We start from the raw sequence: 18,936 nt of genomic DNA, 5'->3' as shown, positions 1-18,936 counted from the left end.
CCGGGCGCGCGTGGCTCGATCGAGGCCCTGCCGTCCGCTGCGGAGAGTCACTCCGGTCGTCGGTCTGGGCGCGGCAGTGGCCGCCGCAGCATGCGGTGGCGGGCGACGAGCGGGCCGAGACGCTCCGGCCAGGGGCCTGGTCCCCACAGGTCGACGAGGCGCTCGATCCAGTAGCGCTCGACGGTCATGCGAGCGTGCTCTCGCGCGTCCACCGCGTCAGGCTGCTGCTTCCCCGGCAGGTAACGCCCGTTGACCGGCACGTTCGCCACTCCGCCCGCGCGCATGGCGCACAGACGGTGCTGGCCGTTGGTGAGGGAGTCGGAGCCCTCGTTCCACCAGATGTGGTCGCTGACCATTCTCTGGGCCCATTCGCGGTCCCGCGGGCTGAGGTGCTCCATGGCGTACAGGCGCGCGGCCCGCTCGGGTTCCTCGTCTTCGTCGACTTCGGCGTGCGCCAGGACGGCCTCGGCGATGGCCGGCCAGTCGCCCTGGTGGTACGGGCAGGCGGCGAACTCCTCCTCGCCGAGTTCGGCGAACAGTTCGGCGTGGGCGGTCTGGTCCTCGCGGCGGCCGCCGGGGTAGGTGCCCGCGATGCGCTTGCCGCGCTCGGCGTACTCGCATTTAAACAGGCCGTGCGGCCAGGGCAGCGCGGCGGTCGGCACCGCCCGCACGCCGGTGACGCCTTCGAGGTGCAGGGTGCGGCGTTCGGGGGTGGAGAAGACCGTGGGGTACAGGTCGGCTTCGTCCTCGGGGGCGGCGGGCCGGTATGCGGCGTCCTTGGTGTCCTGGACGGCGGGGTCGGGCTCGAGGACACCGGTCAGCTCGAAGTGGGGTCCCTCGTGCCAGGCCTCCTGGTTGTCGGAGCTAACGCGTTCGAGGTTGGGCTGGACCAGGACCCGCACGTCTTTCTCTGGCAGGACGAGCATGCCTGACAGTCCGTGGACGGTGACCAGGGTGACCGTGCCGCCCGCCCATACGGGGTCGGCGAGCAGTCCCGCGATCCGCTCACCGGTGAGATGGCCGACCCATTCGACGCGGTGGTAGCCCTCGTCGGTCCCCATGTCATGTTCGGGGAACCGTACGGCGTGTATCTGAAGGTAGTCGCCAATGCGCAGGGTGCTGGCCGGCTTGGTGAAGGAGGCCGCCCGGCGGGTCGGCGACCCGCCGGCGTCTCTGGTGGTGACGCCGACCGGGCCGGTGAGGTCGCCGCGGCTCCAGTGGACTTCCTGCGGGACCTGGCCGCCGACGAACAACTCCTGGCGCGTCGGCCAGCTCGGGTGCTGGGCGTCCTGGGCAAGACGCTCAGCGTCCACTTCGGTGAGCACCCAATGGTCACCGCCCCTGAGCAGCACAGGTCCGGGAAGTCCCTGGCAGCAGACGGCGACGATGGTGTCCGCCGTGGTGGTGAACAGGTCGGTGGACTCGGGGTCGAGGAACGAGGGGTCGTGGATGTGCTCCAGCCACTCGATGCGGGCGTAGCCCTCCCCCGGTCGGAAGTCCTCGGGGGTCATCCGTTCCCTGGCCACCGGAAGGTAGTCGCCTACCTGCAGCGCCTCGTCAAGACACACTCGTTCCACGTCTCTCCCCTGCCCTCGACCGGCATCATCAACGGCGCCCGCGAGCCCGCTCCTCACCGGTGTCCCCGCCGCCCTTCGTGGGCGCGGACCGCCAAAGCCGGCGGGCGTCAGCCGCGTGCAGAACGGGTGCCTGTGTCGCCACTGCGCGAGCGGTGATCACCGATACGGAGCTTAGAAGCACCCGCTCGGCAAGGACAGTTGTCACGAAGGGCAGCCGCCCGCCAACCAGGATCCGCGGTGATGAGAAAGCTCTCCTCCGTCCGGAGCCTATGGTCAGGGTTTCCAGGTGCGCAGGAAGGAGGCAATCCGTTCGGCGGTGCAGCGTGGATTTTTCAGCTCGTGGGCGAGTGCGGTGAGCTGTTCGCGGGTGGGGCTGACCGGGGTGTTGCTGGCCTCGAGATACATGACTGCGATGGCATAGGCGACGGTCAGGTTTGAGCGCTCCAGCCAGCGACAGCGGCCCAGCGTGTGTACCAGCGCGGCGGCGTGGGCGTAGGCACCGTCGTAGACGGGCGTCTCAAGGAGTTCGCCGCGATGGCGGGCGACGGCGGCGATGGGCGCGCCGTAGTCGTCGGCGGCCGGGCCGCGGTGTCCGGCCCGTTCTGCCACTTCGAGGATCCGGGACTCGTCGACGTGCAGGATCATGCGGCGGCGCCCGGCTGCTGCTGGCCGTAGGGGGCGTCGAGGTGCTGCTCCACGTCGTCGAGGGACACGCCGTGCTCATCGATGAGCCGCCGGGTTGCCGCCATCCCGGCGGCGCGGGCACCCGTGGTGTCCTCGATGATGAGCCGTTCCACGTACTTGTTGAAGTCCAGTCGGCGGGCGGCCGCGGCGGCCTTGCCGGCCTCCAGCACCGCCTCTTCGAGCCGGACCTGGGGCTGCCTCTTCGCGGAAGTCACATTCGCGTGGTAGCAGGGTGGTAGCAGGTGTGGTTCGGCTACTGCAGCCAAGGTGCCAGGCGATGCATTCGGCGGGCGAGCCCTGCCCGTCTCCCGGGAGTGAGCTGGTGGAAACGGCCGTAGCTCTGCACAGGGCAGCACCCCGGATGGGCTGATCACACAAGGCTCCGGTCTTCGAGGCGGTCGGCCTGGGCGACTGCGTACTGGCACAGGCGGAGCCCGTAGAGGTCGAGAGCATCGTCAGGGGCCTCGGCGTAGTGGTCGGCGACAGTCGGCCAGTTGTCCCAGGTCGCGCGGGCAGCGGCGCGGTCGGCGTCGGTGCGGGGCCGCGCGGCGGACTCTGCCTCCAGGCGCTGCTTGAGCTCGATGTAAGCCGCCCACTCTGGGTTGCTCATCGGCGCAACGGCATGCTCGCCGGGCGCGAGGGGCGTCTCCGGTGCTTGGGCGAGCTGCTGGTCGTACGCCGTGACCGCGGTCAGCCGCTGGGAGATGTACACGTCGGGCTGCCTCGGCCGCCAGTCCATGCCAGAACACAGCGCCATGAGCTCGGCAGTGATTTCGTGGGCGCCCAGGCCGCGGTCTGTCAGGGGGCGCAGCACGTATTCCAGGCGTCGGAGCGGGACCTTCTGCGTCCAGGAGACGAGGGCCCGCACCAGCCGAACCGTTCGCTCGGCACGCCGCACGTCGCCCGCCGTACGGCGGCGGCCGTTGATCGGAATGCTCTGGTGGGTGGCTCGCGGTTTCGACCGGTTCGCGCGCTGGCGCGAGATGTAGTGACACCCCCCCACTACCTTCAGCTGACCCACTTCTCTCACCCAGGTACGGGAAGGGGTCTCACGCGCCTCCGAACTCACGTTATCCACAGGCGAGTTATCCACAGCCTCTACAGGCTCAGCAGACACAGGCGCGGCGCCACGCTGGTCAATGACGATGCGGGCTGCGTATCCGGAGCCGACGACGGTGTGACCCTGCGCGTGGTCATAGACGGCAGGGATGACCGCCCCGTACACCGTCGCGGTCCCCGCGTACCCGCCCAAGCCGCGCACGCGGCGCACATTCTTGCGGCTCCCGCGCTCAACCCACACCAAGGAGCCCAGCTCCCGCAGATACGCCACATGCCGGCTGATCGTCGCCCGCGACAGCCCCAGCCGCACCACCATGCCCTCCAGGCAGTACCGCACGTGACCCGAGTCGAAATCCATCCGCTCCGCCAGATCACGCGCGACCGTCACCGTCACCGGGGAAGCGCGCGGATGCAGCCTGGCCTCCACCAGCCACTCGACCGACCGGAGCCACCGTCGCGGTCCAGAGCGCCGTGACCTGGTCCTCGCGACGACCTGCTCCTCCGCTAGCACCATGGGCAGGGGAACGAGTCCGGACCGGGGTGACAGAGCGACCGCAGCCGATGCCGCCTTGGTGCTCACTGCGCCGACTTGCCCACGCGTGAGCGGAGCCTCGACGAGGAATGTGACCGGAAAGACGGCGCAAAATACGCCAACCGGGCATGGATGGGCTGACAAAGGGCAGCCCAATGCTGCAACATGAGTCCTGTCCTTCTCTCGGGCTGGGAGAGGGCATAGCGAAGGGCTTTGTGGCACTTCGTGGGTTCTGGAGCGAACCAAGATCGATCTGTTCGGCCGGCTGCTAACCGGACGGACAGTTCCTTCGGGAGGGCCTGCTAAGCCCGCCCTGTGGCAGATGGGACGCCATCAGCCGAGGTGACTGCTAATCACCTCGGTGGCCGGGCGTCCCGGCGGCTCGAAGACCCGTTCCAACGGGCGCCGCCGCAAATGACTACGACATCACGCCCCCTTCCGGGGCGGAGGCGCATCCGCAGCCGGACTGGCGCGGGAAGACATTGAAGGCACCCAACCGGAGCGACGTACGAGTCATCGCTGCCACGGCGGGTGCCTTGGTGTGTGCCTGTCGGAGGGTACGGGTACCCTGCTCCATGTCGAGACCATCCCTGTGTAGGTCTGCGGCCGTGGCCCCGGAGCACCACCTCGCGGGGCTTAACCATGTTCATATGGATCTTATTCAGGGGACACGGTACCCCTCTGAGAACCCCAAGCGACACCCCGGTACTGCTCGTGTCGCCAACGGACGAACCACGTCTGACGGAGCGCCAGAGCCCTTGTTTAGTCGCCCTGCTCCACACCCGAGCCACCGCCCAGGCATGATGAGCGGCATGCATGCGACGCACCTGTCCCGTACCAACGGCGATCCCCTGGACGTGGAGACGTTCGCCAGCCCCACACAGCAACGTCGCTATGCCGCGGCCATGCACCGCATCGCTGCGGAACGCCGGCGCCAGGACGCCGTCCGGCTGTACGTCAGTGCGGCACCTCGCACCATCAGCGGCCGCAACTGGCAACGGTGGTTGGACAGCATCAGCGGAGATCTGCCCGCGGGTGTGCAGATCTGCCACTACCGCACCGAATTCGGCGACGACCGTCCCTACGACTGGAATCTGGTCGCGGACCGCATGGACGGGCTGGTCGTCATCGGACAGCCGAAGCGCGTCGGGAGTCGCGTACACACCCTCGGACCTGTCGCCCGACTCGAACTGCGGAGCCTCATCGCGAAGAAGCCTGTGCTGCTCTGGACGCACAATTTGGGACTCGTACCGGTGATCGACTGCAAGAGCCAAGTCATGCCACCGCCCGAGACGCCGCGGTTGAAGCTGATCGCACCCAAACGCTGGAGCAAGGACGCCGTCACACTCAAGGCCGCATTCGCAGCGCTGACGCCGTACAAGAACGCCCTGGAGCAGGAGCAGCGGACCGGTCCAACGGATCTGGCCCATCTGTTTGCTGCACCTCCCCGGTGACGTCTTCTGCGAAGCGCGCGCTGCGTTGCCTACGGATGGTTGAGTGCGTCTGGCGCTGACTTCTTGATCAACATCTCTTTCTGGCTGCGTGACCAGCCGCTCATGGTGGCGCCCCGTGCGGTGCCGTGAGGCACCCGGCGACCGGCGCGACGGGTCGGCTGACCGGGCCACCAGCCCGACGGTCCTGAGGCGGCGCACAGAGCCGTTGCGGCGCCCGTGGTAGAACCTGGCGTCCCTTGGTCCTCCCCCGCCGCGCTCGCGCTTCCTGTAGCGCCGTGGCGGCGTGTGGAGGCGCAGCCGGATGTCTCCTCTCCGCTGTTCAGTCAGGCACGTACCGCCTTGCCTTGCCATCATCAAGCCACTGGTGTGGGCAAGTCATGAATTCTGCCTGGATTGACCGGGTGAGTGGGCAAGTGGGCCCGCAGTGAGGGCCGTTGTTGACTTCGGATCCCAGCAGGGCCGGGGCTGTCGTGCGTCATGACGCCGCGCGCGCATGAATGCGAGCCGGCTGCGGTTGCTGTGGAGCGTGTCGCGCTACCTGGTTGGCGCGCGTCACTCCTTCTCGGTCTTTGAGGGGTCGATCAGCGTCTTCGGATGCCCAATTGCGTCGACGGCCTGGCGGTACCAGCTGACCGGGACCAGTACGGCGACTTCGTCCTTGTAGCGCCGCAGGACGATCGCGCCCCGAACGCGGGCGCGGATCTCGGTCAGCAGGTTCCCCCAGTTCTTCCGCACTTCTTCGGTCGTCATGACTTCTTCCATGCAGGTGAGCGTACGGGGCGTCACAGGATCTAGAGAACACCAAGAATCGCGAGATCTCAAGAGACTTGAAAGTCAACGACTTTTGTGTGAGTCTCGATCTGCCGCAGAAAACACGGCGGCCCCGGGCATCGGTGACTGCAACACCGGCCCGGGGCCTGGACCACATCCCTTCCCAGAGCTGACAAGGGAGTTATGGCCGTGAGCCAGACTGTACCGCCGCACGTCCCGCCCGTGGACCGCAGGTCCTCCGCTCAGGCTGCCGAGCGCCTATCCCGCACCTGGACCCCCGCCGGGGGTGCCCGGTGAGCGAGCAGGACCTGGAGATCTACCGCCAGCACCAGCAGAACAGCGCAGCACTCGCCGGAGCCAAGCACGACCAGCTCGCGCATCTGCGAGGCCATGCCAACGACGTTCTGCCGAAGTCCACCAACCCCGGCGCCCCGACGGGCCAGTCCCCCACCGGGGGTGCGTAATGGCACTCGGCCTCGGACGCAGCAGCAAGAACAGCAGCACGAGCGGCGGCGGTTGGACGCCGAAGCAGAAGGCCGGACAGGACGGCCTGAACGCCCGGCTCCGCGCTGCCCGATGCACGCCGGTCGAGGGGCGTGAGGTTCCCGAGCAGACGCGCCGGTCCGGACGCATGGACGACTGACCGGCCAGTCCGTGGTCGCTCCGGGCCGGCATCGACACCGCACCACGCGGAAGCGCACCGGACCGGGGCGGACACGGCCGACCGGCCACCCCGCCCGCACGGGATCGTCCAGTACAGAACAGGAACCATGCTCGTGGACAACCGCATCGCCACCGCCTTCGCGGCAACCACCGCCGCCGCAGCCCTCGTCACCCTGGGCACCGCAACCAGCGCCGCCGCCGACACCACCTACCCGGCCGAGTACTTCGGCACCCCCAAGGCCGGCACCGGCGGCCTCATCCTCCGTGCCGAGGACGGAGCCCCCACCAACAGCGGCATCAGCGAGGGAACTCACTTCGAATTCCTCGGCCAGTGCGTACGCGTCAACGGCGTCGACCTGATCGAGGTCCACCAGAGCGAGCCCGGCGGCTGGGGCCCCTCCTACACCGGCTACATCCGGCGCCAGTTCGCAGACATTCCGCCCAACCTGCCCTGCTGACTCGCACCTGAACACCACGCCCCCGGCCCTCCGGGTCGGGGGCTCAACCCTCGGAGCGCAGCAGCAGAAGCCCCGCCGTACATGCGGCCACAGTCCGGGTGCGAATCCCGGCAGGGCACCACGACCAGCAGCCCAATACTCAGGAGGACAAGCAGCAATGGGCGGTACTGCCCCCGGTACTGGCCTGGGTACTAACGGTACTTTGGACTACTTCGAGGCCCGCGCCCTCCAGATCGCCGACGACATCACCCGGCGCATCGCCCACGCCGCGCCCGGCGCCCCTTTCCCGTCGTACGACGACCTCAACGACATCTACGGCACGTCCCGCCGCACTCTGGCCCACGCCTGCGCCATCCTCCGCGAACGCGGCCTCATCCGCCGTGTGGAGGCCTGGCGGGGAAGCGGCCACGAGGTCACCGGCGGCAGACAGCCCGGCAGGGGAGCGACCGAAGGCTTCTGGGACCGGGTCAAGACCGCGCACGCCGGCAACGGCTCCCTCTGGCCTGCCCCCGGCGAGGGAGACACCTGCCCCGTGTGCGGCGGGGGCCGACGCGGTGACCCCCACCCCGTATGGGGCTGGGCCTGCTCGTCCTGTGTCCGCACCGGAGCCGTCATCACCCACCACCCCTGACCCCGTCACCAGCAAGGAACCCCGTTATGCCCCTCGCCGTGGATGTCGGCCGCATCGACCAGACACTGTCCGACTACGAGAGTGACATCAAGCGCATGACCGATGCTGGGCTGCTCGTCGACTCCAGCCGCGCCGCAGATCAGCCGGTCGAGCAGACCCCGGACACACCCGAACCCCCCACCCGGCCCCGCAGCTGGCACCTGTGGCTCCTCCTCACAACGTCCGTCCTCGGGGCCGTCGTTGTCGGCGTGATCGGCTTCGCAGGTTCCTACAGCGCCGTGCAACGCCTGGCCATCGACCACGGCATCAGCCCGGCAGTCGCTCACTGGGTCCCGATCGGCGTGGATGCCGGGATCGCCGCGTTCCTCTGCCTCGATCTCGCGCTCGCCATGATGCGCCTGCCCGTCCCCGCGCTCCGCCCCGCCGCGCACCTGCTGACCGCGGCCACGGTGTGGTTCAACGCCGCCGGAGCCTGGGGGCGGAGCGACTGGACCGGCACTGGCCTCCACGCCGTGCTGCCCGCACTTTTCGTGATCGGCGTCGAGTCCGGCCGTAACGCCGTCGCCCAACTTGCGGGCATCGAGGATGGAACCCGCATGGACGGCGTCCGCCTCTCCCGCTGGCTCCTGGCCCCCCTTCCAACCTTCCTCCTTTGGCGCCGCATGCGTCTGTGGGAGATCACCTCCTACACCGACGCCCTCAAGCTCGAACGCCTGCGCCGCGCCTGCGCCCGCTACATCCGGCAGCGCTATGGCAAGGTCCGCAAGGCACCGGTAGAGGTCTGCTCCTACCGAGACGACGTCGCCGACGGAACCGTCCGCAACCTTGACCGTGACCAGATGCTCGCGGCACTCGCCGCCGTCTGTGACGAGGCCGACGCCAACGCCCGAGCGATGGCACGCAACAGCCGTAGGTCTTCCCGGAAGCGCAGGGTCTACATCGCTACAACCCTTGTCGGTAAAGGGAAGCAGGCCACTTCGAGGGAGAAGGGCGACGCCGACGAACGGCCACTGAGGCTGGCAGATTTGGCAAAGGTCCGCCGGGCGGCGAGGGTCCTCGGTGGTGCCGACAAGCTCAGCGTCCGCATCGTGAAGGACGCCGTCGGCGGCGGACAGAACCGCTACCTCATCCGCCTGCGCAACGCGGTGCAGGAGGAGGACAAGAAGGCCAAGGCCGCCGCCCAGAGCGCCGACTGACCAACAACGATGCGACGCCCGGCCCGAGTTGTCGAGGCCCGGCCGGGCGCCGCCACTCCCCAGCCCTCACGAGGCAGACAGGAGCACTACGCATCATGCCGGAACAGGAACCGAACATGCGTTCCCATTGTGCAGGAACCTCATCCAAGACCGACTCTCGCACGCACGCGAACACCCCCGCGCACCCAGGCCTCGGGCCGCTCGCCGAGCGAGGGTGTGGAAACCCACCGACTCCCGTGGACAACACCACGCGCGAATCCGCGCCCGGTTCGGATGAGCGCTGGGCCCGCAACCCGCCGCTCAACTGCCAGCAGCGCTCCGCCGCCCGCGTCACCAGTACCGGCTGCATCGTGTGGTCCGTCCCGCCCTCCGAGGGTTCCGGGCCATCCGAGGAACAGCACCAGGACCACGGCCCGGACGAGGACGAGCGCGCCGTCCAAGCCCGGCTGTTCGCCCTCGGAGTGACGCTGTGAGCGACTGGTGGCGGGTGAAAGAGCCCGAAGCAGTCGAGGACGACAAACCCGTGATCTCGCCGCAGCCGTCCTACCCCCCGTCCTACCTGCCGGAGCAGCCCCCGGAGGACGAGGGAAAGGAAGACCACCAGCGGCAGCTGCACGGCTGCCTCGGCGCAGTCAGCCGCCACGTCGGCGCGATCCTCGCGGGGTGGCTGCTGCCATTCCCGGCGATTCCGGGCACGGTCGCCGGCCCGCTCGCACTGCAATTCTCCGTCGCCGGGATGAACCTGCCGTTTCGGTGGCTCGGCGCCCTGCTCGCCCTCGGCGTCGTCGCCCTGCTCGCCGGGGCCGTCCTGGGCACCGTGGCCGGGGCAGACCTGGTGGACGTGCTGTTCACCGCCGTCATGAAAGCCCTCTCGGCGATCGGCGCCCGGCTGCTGCGGGTCACGGCCGTCCGCCGTGCGCTCGAATTCGCGCTGCTCAGCGTGGCGTGGTCGTTCTTCACGGGCGCGTTGCTGTGGGCGCCTGTCCAACAGTTTCTTCTCGGAGGGAAGTAATGGTTGTCACGCTCGGGTCGCTCCTCGTCGGCCTGGTGCTGCTGTGCACGAAGATCGTGCGGGCGTCCAGCGGCGGGGGAGGTGCCCCCGCGAAGGGAGCCAAGGCCACTGCCAGGAGGGCCTTGAGCTTCGTGAAACTCAACTGGCGGGCCCTTATGCCATTCTTCTCGTCTACCGCCCTCTTCGCCCTGGCGGGCGGGACGGCGGGGGGATTTCTCGGAACCGTGCTGGGCTGGTTCCGAGGCAAGATCGGCGCCATTGGAGACTGGATCATCATCCACGTCTTCGGACAATCCACGGTGTCCGGCTCCGGCCACGGCGGCCACGGGCTGCTCACCCCCTTCGGGGGCGCCGTGATGATCGTGCTGTTCGCACTCATGGTCACGTGCTGGAAGAGCCTGCCTGCTGTGTGGAAGCAGGACCTGCGTTGGGGCGTCCCTACCGGGATCACGCTCGGACCCTTCGTCAACGGCGTCTTCCTGGTGGCCGCCGCGAACTGGGCGGGCGCCCACACGATCGGGTGGGTCTTCTCCCACGGGGTGGGATGACATGACCGACAAGCGTTTCGCGATCATCCGGGGCGCTTTCCACACCGGCCGCGAGTTCGGCCGGTGGTGGGACGGCTGCGACCTGTCCAACCGGTGGCTTCACGCGAGGTGGCTGAACGCGCAGTACGTAGCGTGGTTCAACCGCCGGTCCCAGCGGGTGCACGACGCCGAGGCGACCGTCAAGGAACTGGAAGCGGCGTACGCGCAGGCTGAGGAGGACGCCAACCCCAAGAAGCGCGACAAGATCCGGGAACGGATTATCGAGGCCCGCGAGCTGCGCGACACCTTCCGGGCCGAGGAGTTCAATCCACTACCGTTCACCGAAGACGACTTGAACGACACCCTGAAAAAGGCCGTGCGCCGCCGCTGGCTCGCTGCCTTCGCCGTTTCAGTCGCCGTCGGAGTCCTGACGCGGTTCGCCGGGGGCGTGGTGATCATCGTCGTCGGGGGAGTGCTCGCCCTGGTGTTCTGGGTACAGGGCCGCTGGCCTCACGTCTTGGACCCGGCGCCGAAACTGCGGGACGAGATCAATCCTGCGCTGATGGCGCCCGAGGAGAAACCGGCGGAGAAGGCCGAGCCGGAACCCGTCGACCGCACGGCCGCCGTTGTGGACACGGTCCGACGCGGGATCGGCTCCCGCAATGGAGTGCATCTGGCCGACTTGATCGAGCCCCTGAGCAAGCTGGGGGCCCTCTCCGAGGGAAGCGTCAGCGGCGTGCGGACGGCCCTCCACGCCGTCGGTGTCCCGACCAAGGACAGCGTCAAGCTGAAGACGCCGGACGGCTCCCAGAGCGTCAAGGAAGGCGTCAACGCCCGGGAGTTCGAGAAGTGGCTGAACGTCCCCGAGCCCATTCCAGCAAAGATGCCGATCGGGGCATCCGGTTACATCCTGTATCCGAACGGCAGGCCCACAGCGGGGCCTTCGAACCCCTCTCCCCCGCCCTCCGATTCTGCCTGATCCCTGGTAGGACCCACCTACCTACCTCCTACCAGAGGCTTTTGCCCGAAGATGCCCGATCCTATCGATAGGGGATGTTGATCTTGAGTGTACTGGCCGCCCAACTACGGAAAGTAGTTTCTGAGTCGGCAGGCAGTCTCCGTCGACACGTGGAATGCTCCCCCCAACACACCGCTGAGGAGGGCGATTTGAAGGACATTCTCAACACCGGCAAGGCCAAGGCCCTTGCGATCTACGGCGCCCTTGGAGTCGTCCTGGGCGTCACCCTGGCCATCAGCCCCATCGCCGGAGGTGTCGCGATCGGCACCGTCGCGGCAGGTCACTGGTTCCTGCTTCAGATCGTTCAGCGCCGCTACCCCAAGCCGGACCCGAGCGAGGGCCCGAACGAGCAGCTTCACGTCCTGGCCAACCTCTTCGGCGAACTTGCCCGCCACGACCCAACCTACGCTGACAAGGCCATGTACCTGCGTCTCGCCGACGAGGACGAGGCCTCGCTGCCGCCGAAGCCCGGCGTGTAACCGCCGTGCTGCAACCGCGGCCCGCGCTCCCCGACCAGGAGAGCGGGGCCGCCGGCCGGTCCACACCACAGAACACAAGCTCCGCCGCCGGTGAGCCCTAAGTGACCGGCGCCCTCAACTGCCCCATCCTGCTCGCCTGAGTGCGGGCCCGAACCGCTTTGCTGCTGGCCGCAACCGTTCCAGTCACGGTCACTGCGGCGGCCGCCCTCGCGCTCGCGGCCGGCTCCTGGGAGCTGACCGACTCCACGAGAGTCGCATCTCCCCCAGGCCCCGCAAGAACTGCCCGACTGCAAGGGCGAGGGTGGCTGGTCGTCCGAGGGCCTGTACCCGGGCGGCGAGCTGTGCTGGTGTTGGGTCCTGCATCTGCCGAAGGACGCCCGCGGTACCCCCTTCGTCTTAGACATCCGCACCCCTTGACCCGGTTGACCCACCAAAGCCTCGGAGAACAACATGCCCCTGCCCGGCTGGCTCACCAGTCAGATCACGGCAGCCCAAGCCGAAGGCGAAGCCGACGGTACGACGTGGACCGTCTACGTGACTACAGACGAGGGCCTCGCACAGATGGCCGGTGCTCACGACCGAGCGCACGCTCAGCGCTGGCTCGATGAGTCCGGACGCACCGGCCTTGTAGCCCCCAGCCCCCAGGCCATCACTCAACGACCGTGATCCCCGGCATCACCAAGTTCGCGAACGAGATCCACGAGATCAAGACCCGTCAGTCGGCAGAGGAGCAGCACCCAGCGCGTCCCTGGCACCACCGTGACGGCGCGGAGGCCATCTATCTACAGGCCGTCGATGCTGGCGATGCCCGCGCCACGTTGCACTTGGCGCAGATGTGGGAGATGCACAGACAACCTGGGCGTGCTGAGCCCTGGTACCGCAAGTCCGCTGATGCCGGTGAGGCACTCGCTTTCTCCGGTTTGGCACGGATACAAGAACGGGTGGCGGATCGAGAGGGTGCCGCCGCTCACTACCGGCGGGCCGCGGATGATGGTGACAGCTCGGCCCTGCTGAGCCTTGCGTGGATGCACTACGAGGCCGGGGATCCAGACGGTGCCGAATCCTTGTACCGGGAAGCCGCTGAGCGCGGTGACCCCGACGCTCTGGTCTCAGTGGGCATGATGCGTGAGAGAGCCGGGGACCTGGTGGCCGCAGATGCAACTTACAGACAGTGCTCGTGAGCGGTGACACCTACGCCCTGCTGCATTTGGCGCGGATGCGTGAGAAGGCCGGGGACTTGCCGGCCGCCGACGCCCTGTACAAGCAGGCAGCTGACGCTGGCAGCACCGAAGCGCCGTGGACGTTCGATGGCGCCGATCGACAGGGGTGTCCCCAGCAGAGATGGCCGTACGGGCTCGACCCGGAGGGCAAGCCCACGCCGCCTTGGTAGCACGCGGGCAAGACAGAGTCTCGGCCCCGAGTATCGCCATCGGCGCAACGAGACGCCCGCTTACGCACCGGGCCCTGCACGGTAATCGTGATACCGCACAGGGCCTCGTACCGGTGATTGCGCCGCAATCACACGACCGCTCACCGACGGGTGAATCCCAGCGCCTGCGTCACCAGGTAGTAGTCGTCGGTGGCCGACAGGGCAGTCTCCGGCTTGAGCTTGGAGGGGTTCTCTGTCACCGGGTCGTAGTAGCGCAACACCTTCTGCGCGGCATAGGCCTCAGGGATGCGCGGGCTCCTGCGGACCGTCGGGAGGACGAGTTCCTCATAAGCCTCCTTAGCCTGCTGCTGACTGTCGTCATACACGGCGCCCTGGTTCCGAGTGGTCGGGCAGTCAACGATGAGGATGTTGGCCAGCTCCGCGTGCGCACCCATAGCTGAGAACGTCGCGCTGATCTCGTCGATCTTCGCTTCCATGCGCGTAAGAGCTCGCAGTTCCTTCCACCCTGGCTTCACGCAGGCCACAACGTCATCGGCAGCGACAATCGCGTTGACGACGATCAGGCCGAGGTTGCCCGGGCAGTCGATCAGGATGAGATCGTACGTGTCACGGAGCCGGTCGATCTGAGTCCTGAGCCAGAACTCCCGGCCGGTCTTGGGGGCGAGTAGCTGCTCTGCTTCTTCGAGGGAGCCGGAGCCGAGGACGACAAACAGGTTAGGGATCGGCTTTGTGTCGTCCCCACCGTAGGGTCCGGCCATGGCCTGCACGACGGCTTCATCGATTTTGGCGACTCCCGTGAGGACGTCGTAGAGGTTGGCCTGGTTGGGAATGTCGTCCGGGTTGTCGTAGCCGCAGGCAGCCGACGCGTCGCACTGAGCGTCGGCGTCGATGACGAGCGTGGTGAAGCCGAGGTCGGCCGCGCAGGCTCCGATGTTGACTGCCGATGTCGTCTTGCCGGCGCCGCCGCTCTGGTTCGTGAGGGCCAGGACGCGGGCGATGCGACTCGCTTCAGTGGTGCTGCGGTTGCGGGACGATGTCATGAGTGAGCCTCCACGAATGATTGCGGCGCAATCAGTTGAACAGCCAGAGTTCGCGCGCCATGAGCCATGTGGCGAGCACGGATTTGTGGGTTGCCACCGGTGTGGCGGCGTCTTCCTCGGTGCACGAGGTGGGCTGTCGATAGCGCGAGCTGATTGCGCCGCAATCAGATCTCTCAGGGCCAGCACCATGCTGTGGCGGCAGGCCCTGAAGACGTTGCTGTACCGGGGCGCAGGTTACAGGGCGAGGCGGCGTAAAAACTAGTCGCCCCACCGCGAGGAGCAGGTGAGGCGACAGTGAGCCCACGGGTCAGGCGGAGAGAAGCGCCTTCAGCTGTTCGATTTCTGGCTCATCCAGGAGGTCCGCGATGCTGAGAGCCAGATCCTCGACGCTTCGCACCACGATCACGCCGCGTGGTTCCTCTGCAGTGGCCACCGAGGTGCTTGCGGTGGCTGGCTCCGGGGCTGGCGCTGTGCTGGTCTCTGTGTTCGTGCTGGGTTGAGGTACTCGAGGCCCGGAAGCGGTTGGTTGAGCCTGAGGCGCCGTCGGCGCGGCCGTCGCCTGTGGAGGCTCGCTGGCCCGGGGTTCTGGCAGAGGCGCGGTCTCCGGCTCCCTGGTGGTGATTGCGCCGCAATCACCAACGCCATCGTTCGCGGGGATGGCTTGTTGTTCTGCGGGAAGCTTGCTGACCTCGGCCGCGTCCGCTGAGCTGAGCTCTCCTCCCATGAATGCTTCCTGCATGTCAGGCCGCAGCCGGGAGTAGACGATCGCTGCCTCGCGCACGGGCAGCAGCAGCCGTGCTTCCGAGTTGCTCGGGCCCTCGGGAGCCTCCAGCAGCTGCTGCTCCTTGAGCCAGTGGTCAATGACCGCCTGCTGCAAGGCCGGGACAAGACGGAGCAGGGCGATGCGATGAGAGACATAGGTCTGGGAACAGCCGACGCGCTTAGCGAGCTCGCGCTGCGATAGGCCCTTTCCCGTCCTATCCTTCTCGTCGAGGGCTCCCTGGAACTCCAGCGCCTCCTCGATGGGATTGAGGCCCATTCGTTGGAGGTTTTCCTGGATCGCGGCGATGCGCAGACTCGGTACCTCGCGGCGAACCAAGATGGGAACCTCGGTCAAGCCGGCCTTCAGGGCCGCAGCCAACCGCCGGTGACCGTGATGGACGACAAAGAGGACGCCTTCAGCAACGCGTGCTTCGACGGCCTCCCTGTGCTGTGGGTAGAGCTCCACATAGACGTCTGGCGGGATGACCGTCATCGCGGTGTTCATACCGTCAGTGCGAAGGGTGTCCGCCAGCTCATCGATCTTCAGGAGCTTCTTGCGCCCGTTCTCAGGACTGGACATCAGCTGCTCCGGTCGCACCGTCGGCAACCCCTGCGGCACAAGACGAGCCTGTTGACTGGCAGCCTTACGCGCTGCCCTCTCGGCGGCGAGGTCTCGCGTGAGGCCAGGTTTGTTCGGCATGGGCTTCTCCGTGGGGTGCTGTATCTGACGCGACGCGAGCTTATCGACCCGAGACCGCGGATCGAGGCCGTGGTGGGTGATTGCGCCGCAATCACCCACCTCGAAGGGTCCGAGATGAAGCAAGTCGCTCGAAGTGTCGGGAACGTTCCTTTAGTGCAGGCAACCCTACTGGGTAGGTGATCTTGAAGAGCTTCGGAAGGATGACAGGAAGGGCCCCAGACACTCCCATGTGATCACTTTTCGCTGACGATTCTCCGCAAGCACGCGCTAAGCACCTCCATCGCACGGCGAACCGTGGAAGTGTGAGGCCTGATCAGAAAGCGACGCGTCAGGGGAGTGGCAACAGAAGTGACTGCGGCAGGGAACGGTGCGCGACCGGTACTCACCCGGGCCCACCGACTCCTCATCGGCGTGGTGGTGTCCGGCGCCTTGATCATCGCCGGCATCGGTTTCGCCGGCTCGTACGCGGCGGTCCGTGAGCTGGCCATCAAGAAGGGCTTCGGGAACTTCTCCTATGTGTTCCCGGTCGGCATCGACGCGGGTATCTGTGTCCTGCTGGCCCTGGATCTGCTGCTGACCTGGATACGCATTCCCTTCCCGCTGCTGCGGCAGACGGCGTGGCTGCTGACGGCGGCGACGATCGCGTTCAACGGCGCGGCCGCCTGGCCGGACCCGCTGGGCGTGGGGATGCACGCGGTGATCCCGATCCTGTTTGTGGTCGCGGTCGAGGCGGCCCGGCACGCGGTCGGCCGGATCGCGGACATCACGGCCGACAAGCACATGGAGGGCGTCCGCATCACTCGCTGGCTGCTCTCCCCCGTCCCGACGTTCCTCCTATGGCGCCGAATGAAGCTCTGGGAGCTGCGCTCCTACGACCAGGTCATCAAGCTGGAGCAGGAACGCCTCGTCTATCAAGCGAGCTTGCGCTCCCGCTTCGGCCGAGCCTGGCGCAGGAAGGCCCCGGTGGAGTCGCTCATGCCGCTCCGCCTGGCCCGCTACGGCGTCCCCTTGGCCCAGACGGCCCCGGCCGGATTGGCCGCCGCAGGCATTGATGAGCCGCCGATTCAGTTCATCGTCGAGCGGACCCCGGTTCCGACGCAGCGCCAGAGCCCCGAACTAGAGGCCGCCGTCGACCAGGAGAAGGAACTGGTGCAAGCCGGCGGCGTGGAGCCCCAGCCGGTGGAGCAAGTACGAGCTGAACGCCTGGAGCAGCCGCACGACATAGAAGACGAAGGGAACGCTCAGCACCTCGCCGATGCCTATCAGGACTGGATGGCAGCCTTCGGATACGAGCCCACCAGGGCGCAGTTCGCCCTGTGGCTCCAAGACCGGTACGGCATCGCCACCGCGGCCGGCGGGCCACTGTCCGACGAGCAACTCGAACCCCTGCTGCGACTCCTCAAGCAGCGCCACTCGTCACCTGCCGAGGGGGAGACACAACCACAAGCCCTGCACGACACGGACGACGGTTGGGGTGACTACTTCTACAACGCCTGGCAGACGTACGCGCAGCAGTACGGCGCGTACCCCGACGCTGACGCGCTCGCCCGGTACGTGCACCAGCGTGACGGCATCACGGGCGCCGACGGACGGCCGGTCACCGGGGCTGACGTGGAGACTTTCGTCGCCGAATTCCGGGAACGCGAGTACGGCACCAGCGCACCGGCACCCGAGCCGTCCGTCAAGGAGGAGGCGGACGCCGATCCTGGCGAGCAGCAGGCCACCGCGCGCCGCCCGGCACCGGAGACTCAGCAGGAGACTGCCAGTGCGGGTGCGCACGCTGCCAAGGAGCAGCGCGGGCCGAGCGTCAACGCTCCCATCGACGAGCAGCCTGCACCCCCGGACCCGGCGGGAGGCGACCTCACCGTCGTTGACCGCTACTTCCTGGCCTGGGTGGACTACCAGGCCGAGCACGGCGATGAACCCGGCGCCGAGCAGCTGTCGGCCTATCTCGCGGAGAAGGGCATGCACGGCCGGGGAGGGAAGCCGGTCAGCCCATCCACGTTGCGCCGGTACCCGCTCTGGTTCCGTATCTACAGCGTCTGGGCCGAGCACCGTGTGCGCAATGAGAACCCTGCGGTGGACGCCGTTGCGCAGGACTGCGCAGCCCGCGGCATCACTGCGCAGTACAACAAGCCCATCACCCCTGCGCAGGTCACCGAGCAGACTGACGACTTCGAGCGGCGCTGGCACGCCCTCACCCGCTATCACGCCGACACCCAGCAGTAGAGCGTGGCGCACACCCGTTGCGCATCGGAAGCCCGGCGATGCGCAATCCGTAAAGCCTCTGATCAGATCCCCAATGCGCAGCCAGAATGATCATTGCGCAGGCCTGCGCACCGGACCCTGAGCGACCAGGAGGACCGCCATGAGAGCACTGCGTATCGCCCCGGATACCACCCTCACGGAACTCACCCTCTCTGAAGCCGATGCGCTCTCCGTGATCCGTCAGCACGTCGGAACATCCGGAGCCGTCGACCAGGCCGTGTACCACCACCGTGCCCTCCTGCACGTGCACGGCGAGGGCCAGGTGATCGGGCTCGACCAGAACGTCGCCGCATGGGCGCTCGCGAGCGCCTGGCGCGGCATGCCTCTGTACCCACTGCACGGACCTGTCGTCATCACGGGCCGCACGCCGGACGGGGAAGCGGCCGCACTGGACGACGACCTTGCGGAGCACGCCCGCACGGTGACACAGACCGTGCGGGAAACACTGAAGGCATGGAAGGCCCGGCCGCCCGCCTCGAACGAGGCGGCCGTCAGCGAACTGCTCGCCTACGCGGCCCGGGACGTGGCCTCCGGCCGGTAGAGCGTACTGCGCATCCTGCGCACCGACCTTCTACAAGGCCTTGCGCATGGCCGGTCCACGGCCGTGGAGGAGTTCGTTGATCAGCTGCTCCGTCTCCAATTCCATCGACGCCTCCAGCGACCTGTTGACCTGTTGGATGCGGGCGATGGTAACGCTCGGAGGGGGGTTTGTTGG

20 protein-coding genes and 1 pseudogene are annotated in these 18,936 nt (G+C 67.6%); 14 read left to right on the top strand and 7 right to left on the bottom strand.

Features of this window, described 5'->3' with window-relative positions; genetic code table 11:
* Window positions 1–47: 47 nt before the first annotated feature.
* From BIV23_RS00265 to BIV23_RS00250, 4 genes are all read right to left on the bottom strand, one after another.
* Window positions 48–1,577 (bottom strand): hypothetical protein, encoded by a 1,530-nt coding sequence (locus BIV23_RS00265; protein ID WP_143079015.1) that lies wholly within the window; start codon window positions 1,575–1,577, stop codon window positions 48–50.
* Between the two features lie 273 nt (window positions 1,578–1,850).
* Window positions 1,851–2,222 carry a fic family toxin-antitoxin system, toxin component gene (locus BIV23_RS00260; protein ID WP_071378627.1) on the bottom strand — a complete coding sequence of 124 codons (372 nt, stop codon included), beginning with the start codon at window positions 2,220–2,222 and terminating at the stop codon, window positions 1,851–1,853.
* The gene (locus tag BIV23_RS00255) at window positions 2,219–2,476 is read right to left on the bottom strand and encodes a hypothetical protein (protein WP_245790249.1); all 258 of its coding nucleotides are present in this window, start codon (window positions 2,474–2,476) and stop codon (window positions 2,219–2,221) included. The genes BIV23_RS00260 and BIV23_RS00255 overlap by 4 nt, the downstream gene beginning before the upstream one ends.
* A gap of 155 nt (window positions 2,477–2,631) precedes the next feature.
* Window positions 2,632–3,714, bottom strand: coding sequence for a hypothetical protein (locus BIV23_RS00250; protein WP_143079014.1), 1,083 nt, complete (start codon window positions 3,712–3,714; stop codon window positions 2,632–2,634).
* A 950-nt stretch (window positions 3,715–4,664) separates the two neighbouring features.
* On the opposite strand from BIV23_RS00250, the gene BIV23_RS00245 reads away from it, so the two are divergent.
* Window positions 4,665–5,306, top strand: coding sequence for a hypothetical protein (locus BIV23_RS00245; protein WP_071378625.1), 642 nt, complete (start codon window positions 4,665–4,667; stop codon window positions 5,304–5,306).
* A gap of 552 nt (window positions 5,307–5,858) precedes the next feature.
* On the opposite strand, the gene BIV23_RS00240 is transcribed toward BIV23_RS00245, so the two are convergent.
* On the bottom strand, window positions 5,859–6,056 hold the full coding sequence (locus BIV23_RS00240) for a hypothetical protein (protein ID WP_071378624.1): 198 nt from the start codon (window positions 6,054–6,056) through the stop codon (window positions 5,859–5,861).
* A 314-nt stretch (window positions 6,057–6,370) separates the two neighbouring features.
* Here BIV23_RS00240 and BIV23_RS50030 point away from each other — a divergent pair, with 314 nt between their 5' ends.
* The 11 genes from BIV23_RS50030 to BIV23_RS00190 all read left to right on the top strand — a co-directional run bounded on the left by BIV23_RS50030 (window position 6,371) and on the right by BIV23_RS00190 (window position 13,242).
* Window positions 6,371–6,541 carry a hypothetical protein gene (locus BIV23_RS50030; RefSeq protein WP_177239617.1) on the top strand — a complete coding sequence of 57 codons (171 nt, stop codon included), beginning with the start codon at window positions 6,371–6,373 and terminating at the stop codon, window positions 6,539–6,541.
* Entirely contained in the window at window positions 6,541–6,720 is a 180-nt protein-coding gene (locus BIV23_RS00235; protein WP_071378623.1) for a hypothetical protein, read from the top strand. Before BIV23_RS50030 ends, BIV23_RS00235 begins: the two co-directional genes overlap by 1 nt.
* Before the next feature lie 127 nt (window positions 6,721–6,847).
* On the top strand, window positions 6,848–7,198 hold the full coding sequence (locus BIV23_RS00230; protein ID WP_071378622.1) for a hypothetical protein: 351 nt from the start codon (window positions 6,848–6,850) through the stop codon (window positions 7,196–7,198).
* Window positions 7,199–7,400: 202 nt separating this feature from the next.
* A complete protein-coding gene (locus BIV23_RS48155) occupies window positions 7,401–7,829 on the top strand; it encodes a GntR family transcriptional regulator (RefSeq protein ID WP_071378621.1) in 429 nt (142 codons plus the stop codon).
* A 26-nt stretch (window positions 7,830–7,855) separates the two neighbouring features.
* On the top strand, window positions 7,856–9,025 hold the full coding sequence (locus tag BIV23_RS00220) for a DUF2637 domain-containing protein (RefSeq protein WP_071378620.1): 1,170 nt from the start codon (window positions 7,856–7,858) through the stop codon (window positions 9,023–9,025).
* A 236-nt stretch (window positions 9,026–9,261) separates the two neighbouring features.
* The gene (locus tag BIV23_RS00215) at window positions 9,262–9,498 is read left to right on the top strand and encodes a hypothetical protein (protein ID WP_071378619.1); all 237 of its coding nucleotides are present in this window, start codon (window positions 9,262–9,264) and stop codon (window positions 9,496–9,498) included.
* Window positions 9,495–10,037, top strand: a complete 543-nt coding sequence (locus tag BIV23_RS00210) for a hypothetical protein (RefSeq protein ID WP_071378618.1) — start codon at window positions 9,495–9,497, stop codon at window positions 10,035–10,037. Before BIV23_RS00215 ends, BIV23_RS00210 begins: the two co-directional genes overlap by 4 nt.
* A complete protein-coding gene (locus BIV23_RS00205; protein ID WP_071378617.1) occupies window positions 10,037–10,585 on the top strand; it encodes a hypothetical protein in 549 nt (182 codons plus the stop codon). Before BIV23_RS00210 ends, BIV23_RS00205 begins: the two co-directional genes overlap by 1 nt.
* A 1-nt stretch (window position 10,586) precedes the next feature.
* Window positions 10,587–11,543, top strand: a complete 957-nt coding sequence (locus BIV23_RS00200; protein ID WP_071378616.1) for a hypothetical protein — start codon at window positions 10,587–10,589, stop codon at window positions 11,541–11,543.
* Window positions 11,544–11,731: 188 nt separating this feature from the next.
* The gene (locus tag BIV23_RS00195) at window positions 11,732–12,061 is read left to right on the top strand and encodes a hypothetical protein (RefSeq protein WP_071378615.1); all 330 of its coding nucleotides are present in this window, start codon (window positions 11,732–11,734) and stop codon (window positions 12,059–12,061) included.
* A gap of 662 nt (window positions 12,062–12,723) precedes the next feature.
* Window positions 12,724–13,242: a tetratricopeptide repeat protein gene (locus tag BIV23_RS00190; RefSeq protein ID WP_071378614.1), complete on the top strand. Its 519-nt coding sequence runs from the start codon at window positions 12,724–12,726 to the stop codon at window positions 13,240–13,242.
* 349 nt (window positions 13,243–13,591) lie between these two features.
* Here BIV23_RS00190 and BIV23_RS00180 read toward each other — a convergent pair whose 3' ends face one another.
* Both BIV23_RS00180 and BIV23_RS00175 read right to left on the bottom strand, forming a co-directional pair.
* Window positions 13,592–14,491: a ParA family protein gene (locus BIV23_RS00180; RefSeq protein WP_071378612.1), complete on the bottom strand. Its 900-nt coding sequence runs from the start codon at window positions 14,489–14,491 to the stop codon at window positions 13,592–13,594.
* A gap of 307 nt (window positions 14,492–14,798) precedes the next feature.
* Window positions 14,799–15,953 (bottom strand): ParB/RepB/Spo0J family partition protein, encoded by a 1,155-nt coding sequence (locus tag BIV23_RS00175; protein ID WP_107471011.1) that lies wholly within the window; start codon window positions 15,951–15,953, stop codon window positions 14,799–14,801.
* 348 nt (window positions 15,954–16,301) lie between these two features.
* Between BIV23_RS00175 and BIV23_RS00170 the strand changes: the two are divergent.
* Window positions 16,302–17,013 (top strand): annotated as a pseudogene (locus BIV23_RS00170) (DUF2637 domain-containing protein); the annotation flags it as partial.
* Window positions 17,014–18,321: 1,308 nt separating this feature from the next.
* On the top strand, window positions 18,322–18,762 hold the full coding sequence (locus BIV23_RS00165) for a hypothetical protein (protein WP_071378610.1): 441 nt from the start codon (window positions 18,322–18,324) through the stop codon (window positions 18,760–18,762).
* The last annotated feature ends 174 nt before the right edge of the window (window positions 18,763–18,936 follow it).

The organism is Streptomyces monashensis (assembly GCF_001866665.1).
Classification (GTDB): domain Bacteria; phylum Actinomycetota; class Actinomycetes; order Streptomycetales; family Streptomycetaceae; genus Streptomyces; species Streptomyces monashensis.
The sequence above is the reverse complement of the archived record's forward strand: the minus strand, read 5'-3'. Positions and strand labels throughout refer to the sequence as shown.

Excerpts from the sequence above, each read along its gene's own strand:
- BIV23_RS00200 (WP_071378616.1), top strand. The coding sequence starts at position 10,587 with ATGACCGACAAGCGTTTCGCGATCATCCGGGGCGCTTTCCACACCGGC.
- BIV23_RS00175 (WP_107471011.1), bottom strand. The coding sequence starts at position 15,953 with ATGCCGAACAAACCTGGCCTCACGCGAGACCTCGCCGCCGAGAGGGCA.
- BIV23_RS00180 (WP_071378612.1), bottom strand. The coding sequence starts at position 14,491 with ATGACATCGTCCCGCAACCGCAGCACCACTGAAGCGAGTCGCATCGCC.
- BIV23_RS00235 (WP_071378623.1), top strand. The coding sequence starts at position 6,541 with ATGGCACTCGGCCTCGGACGCAGCAGCAAGAACAGCAGCACGAGCGGC.
- BIV23_RS00230 (WP_071378622.1), top strand. The coding sequence starts at position 6,848 with ATGCTCGTGGACAACCGCATCGCCACCGCCTTCGCGGCAACCACCGCC.
- BIV23_RS00240 (WP_071378624.1), bottom strand. The coding sequence starts at position 6,056 with ATGACGACCGAAGAAGTGCGGAAGAACTGGGGGAACCTGCTGACCGAG.
- BIV23_RS00205 (WP_071378617.1), top strand. The coding sequence starts at position 10,037 with ATGGTTGTCACGCTCGGGTCGCTCCTCGTCGGCCTGGTGCTGCTGTGC.
- BIV23_RS00220 (WP_071378620.1), top strand. The coding sequence starts at position 7,856 with ATGCCCCTCGCCGTGGATGTCGGCCGCATCGACCAGACACTGTCCGAC.
- BIV23_RS00245 (WP_071378625.1), top strand. The coding sequence starts at position 4,665 with ATGCATGCGACGCACCTGTCCCGTACCAACGGCGATCCCCTGGACGTG.
- BIV23_RS00165 (WP_071378610.1), top strand. The coding sequence starts at position 18,322 with ATGAGAGCACTGCGTATCGCCCCGGATACCACCCTCACGGAACTCACC.
- BIV23_RS00260 (WP_071378627.1), bottom strand. The coding sequence starts at position 2,222 with ATGATCCTGCACGTCGACGAGTCCCGGATCCTCGAAGTGGCAGAACGG.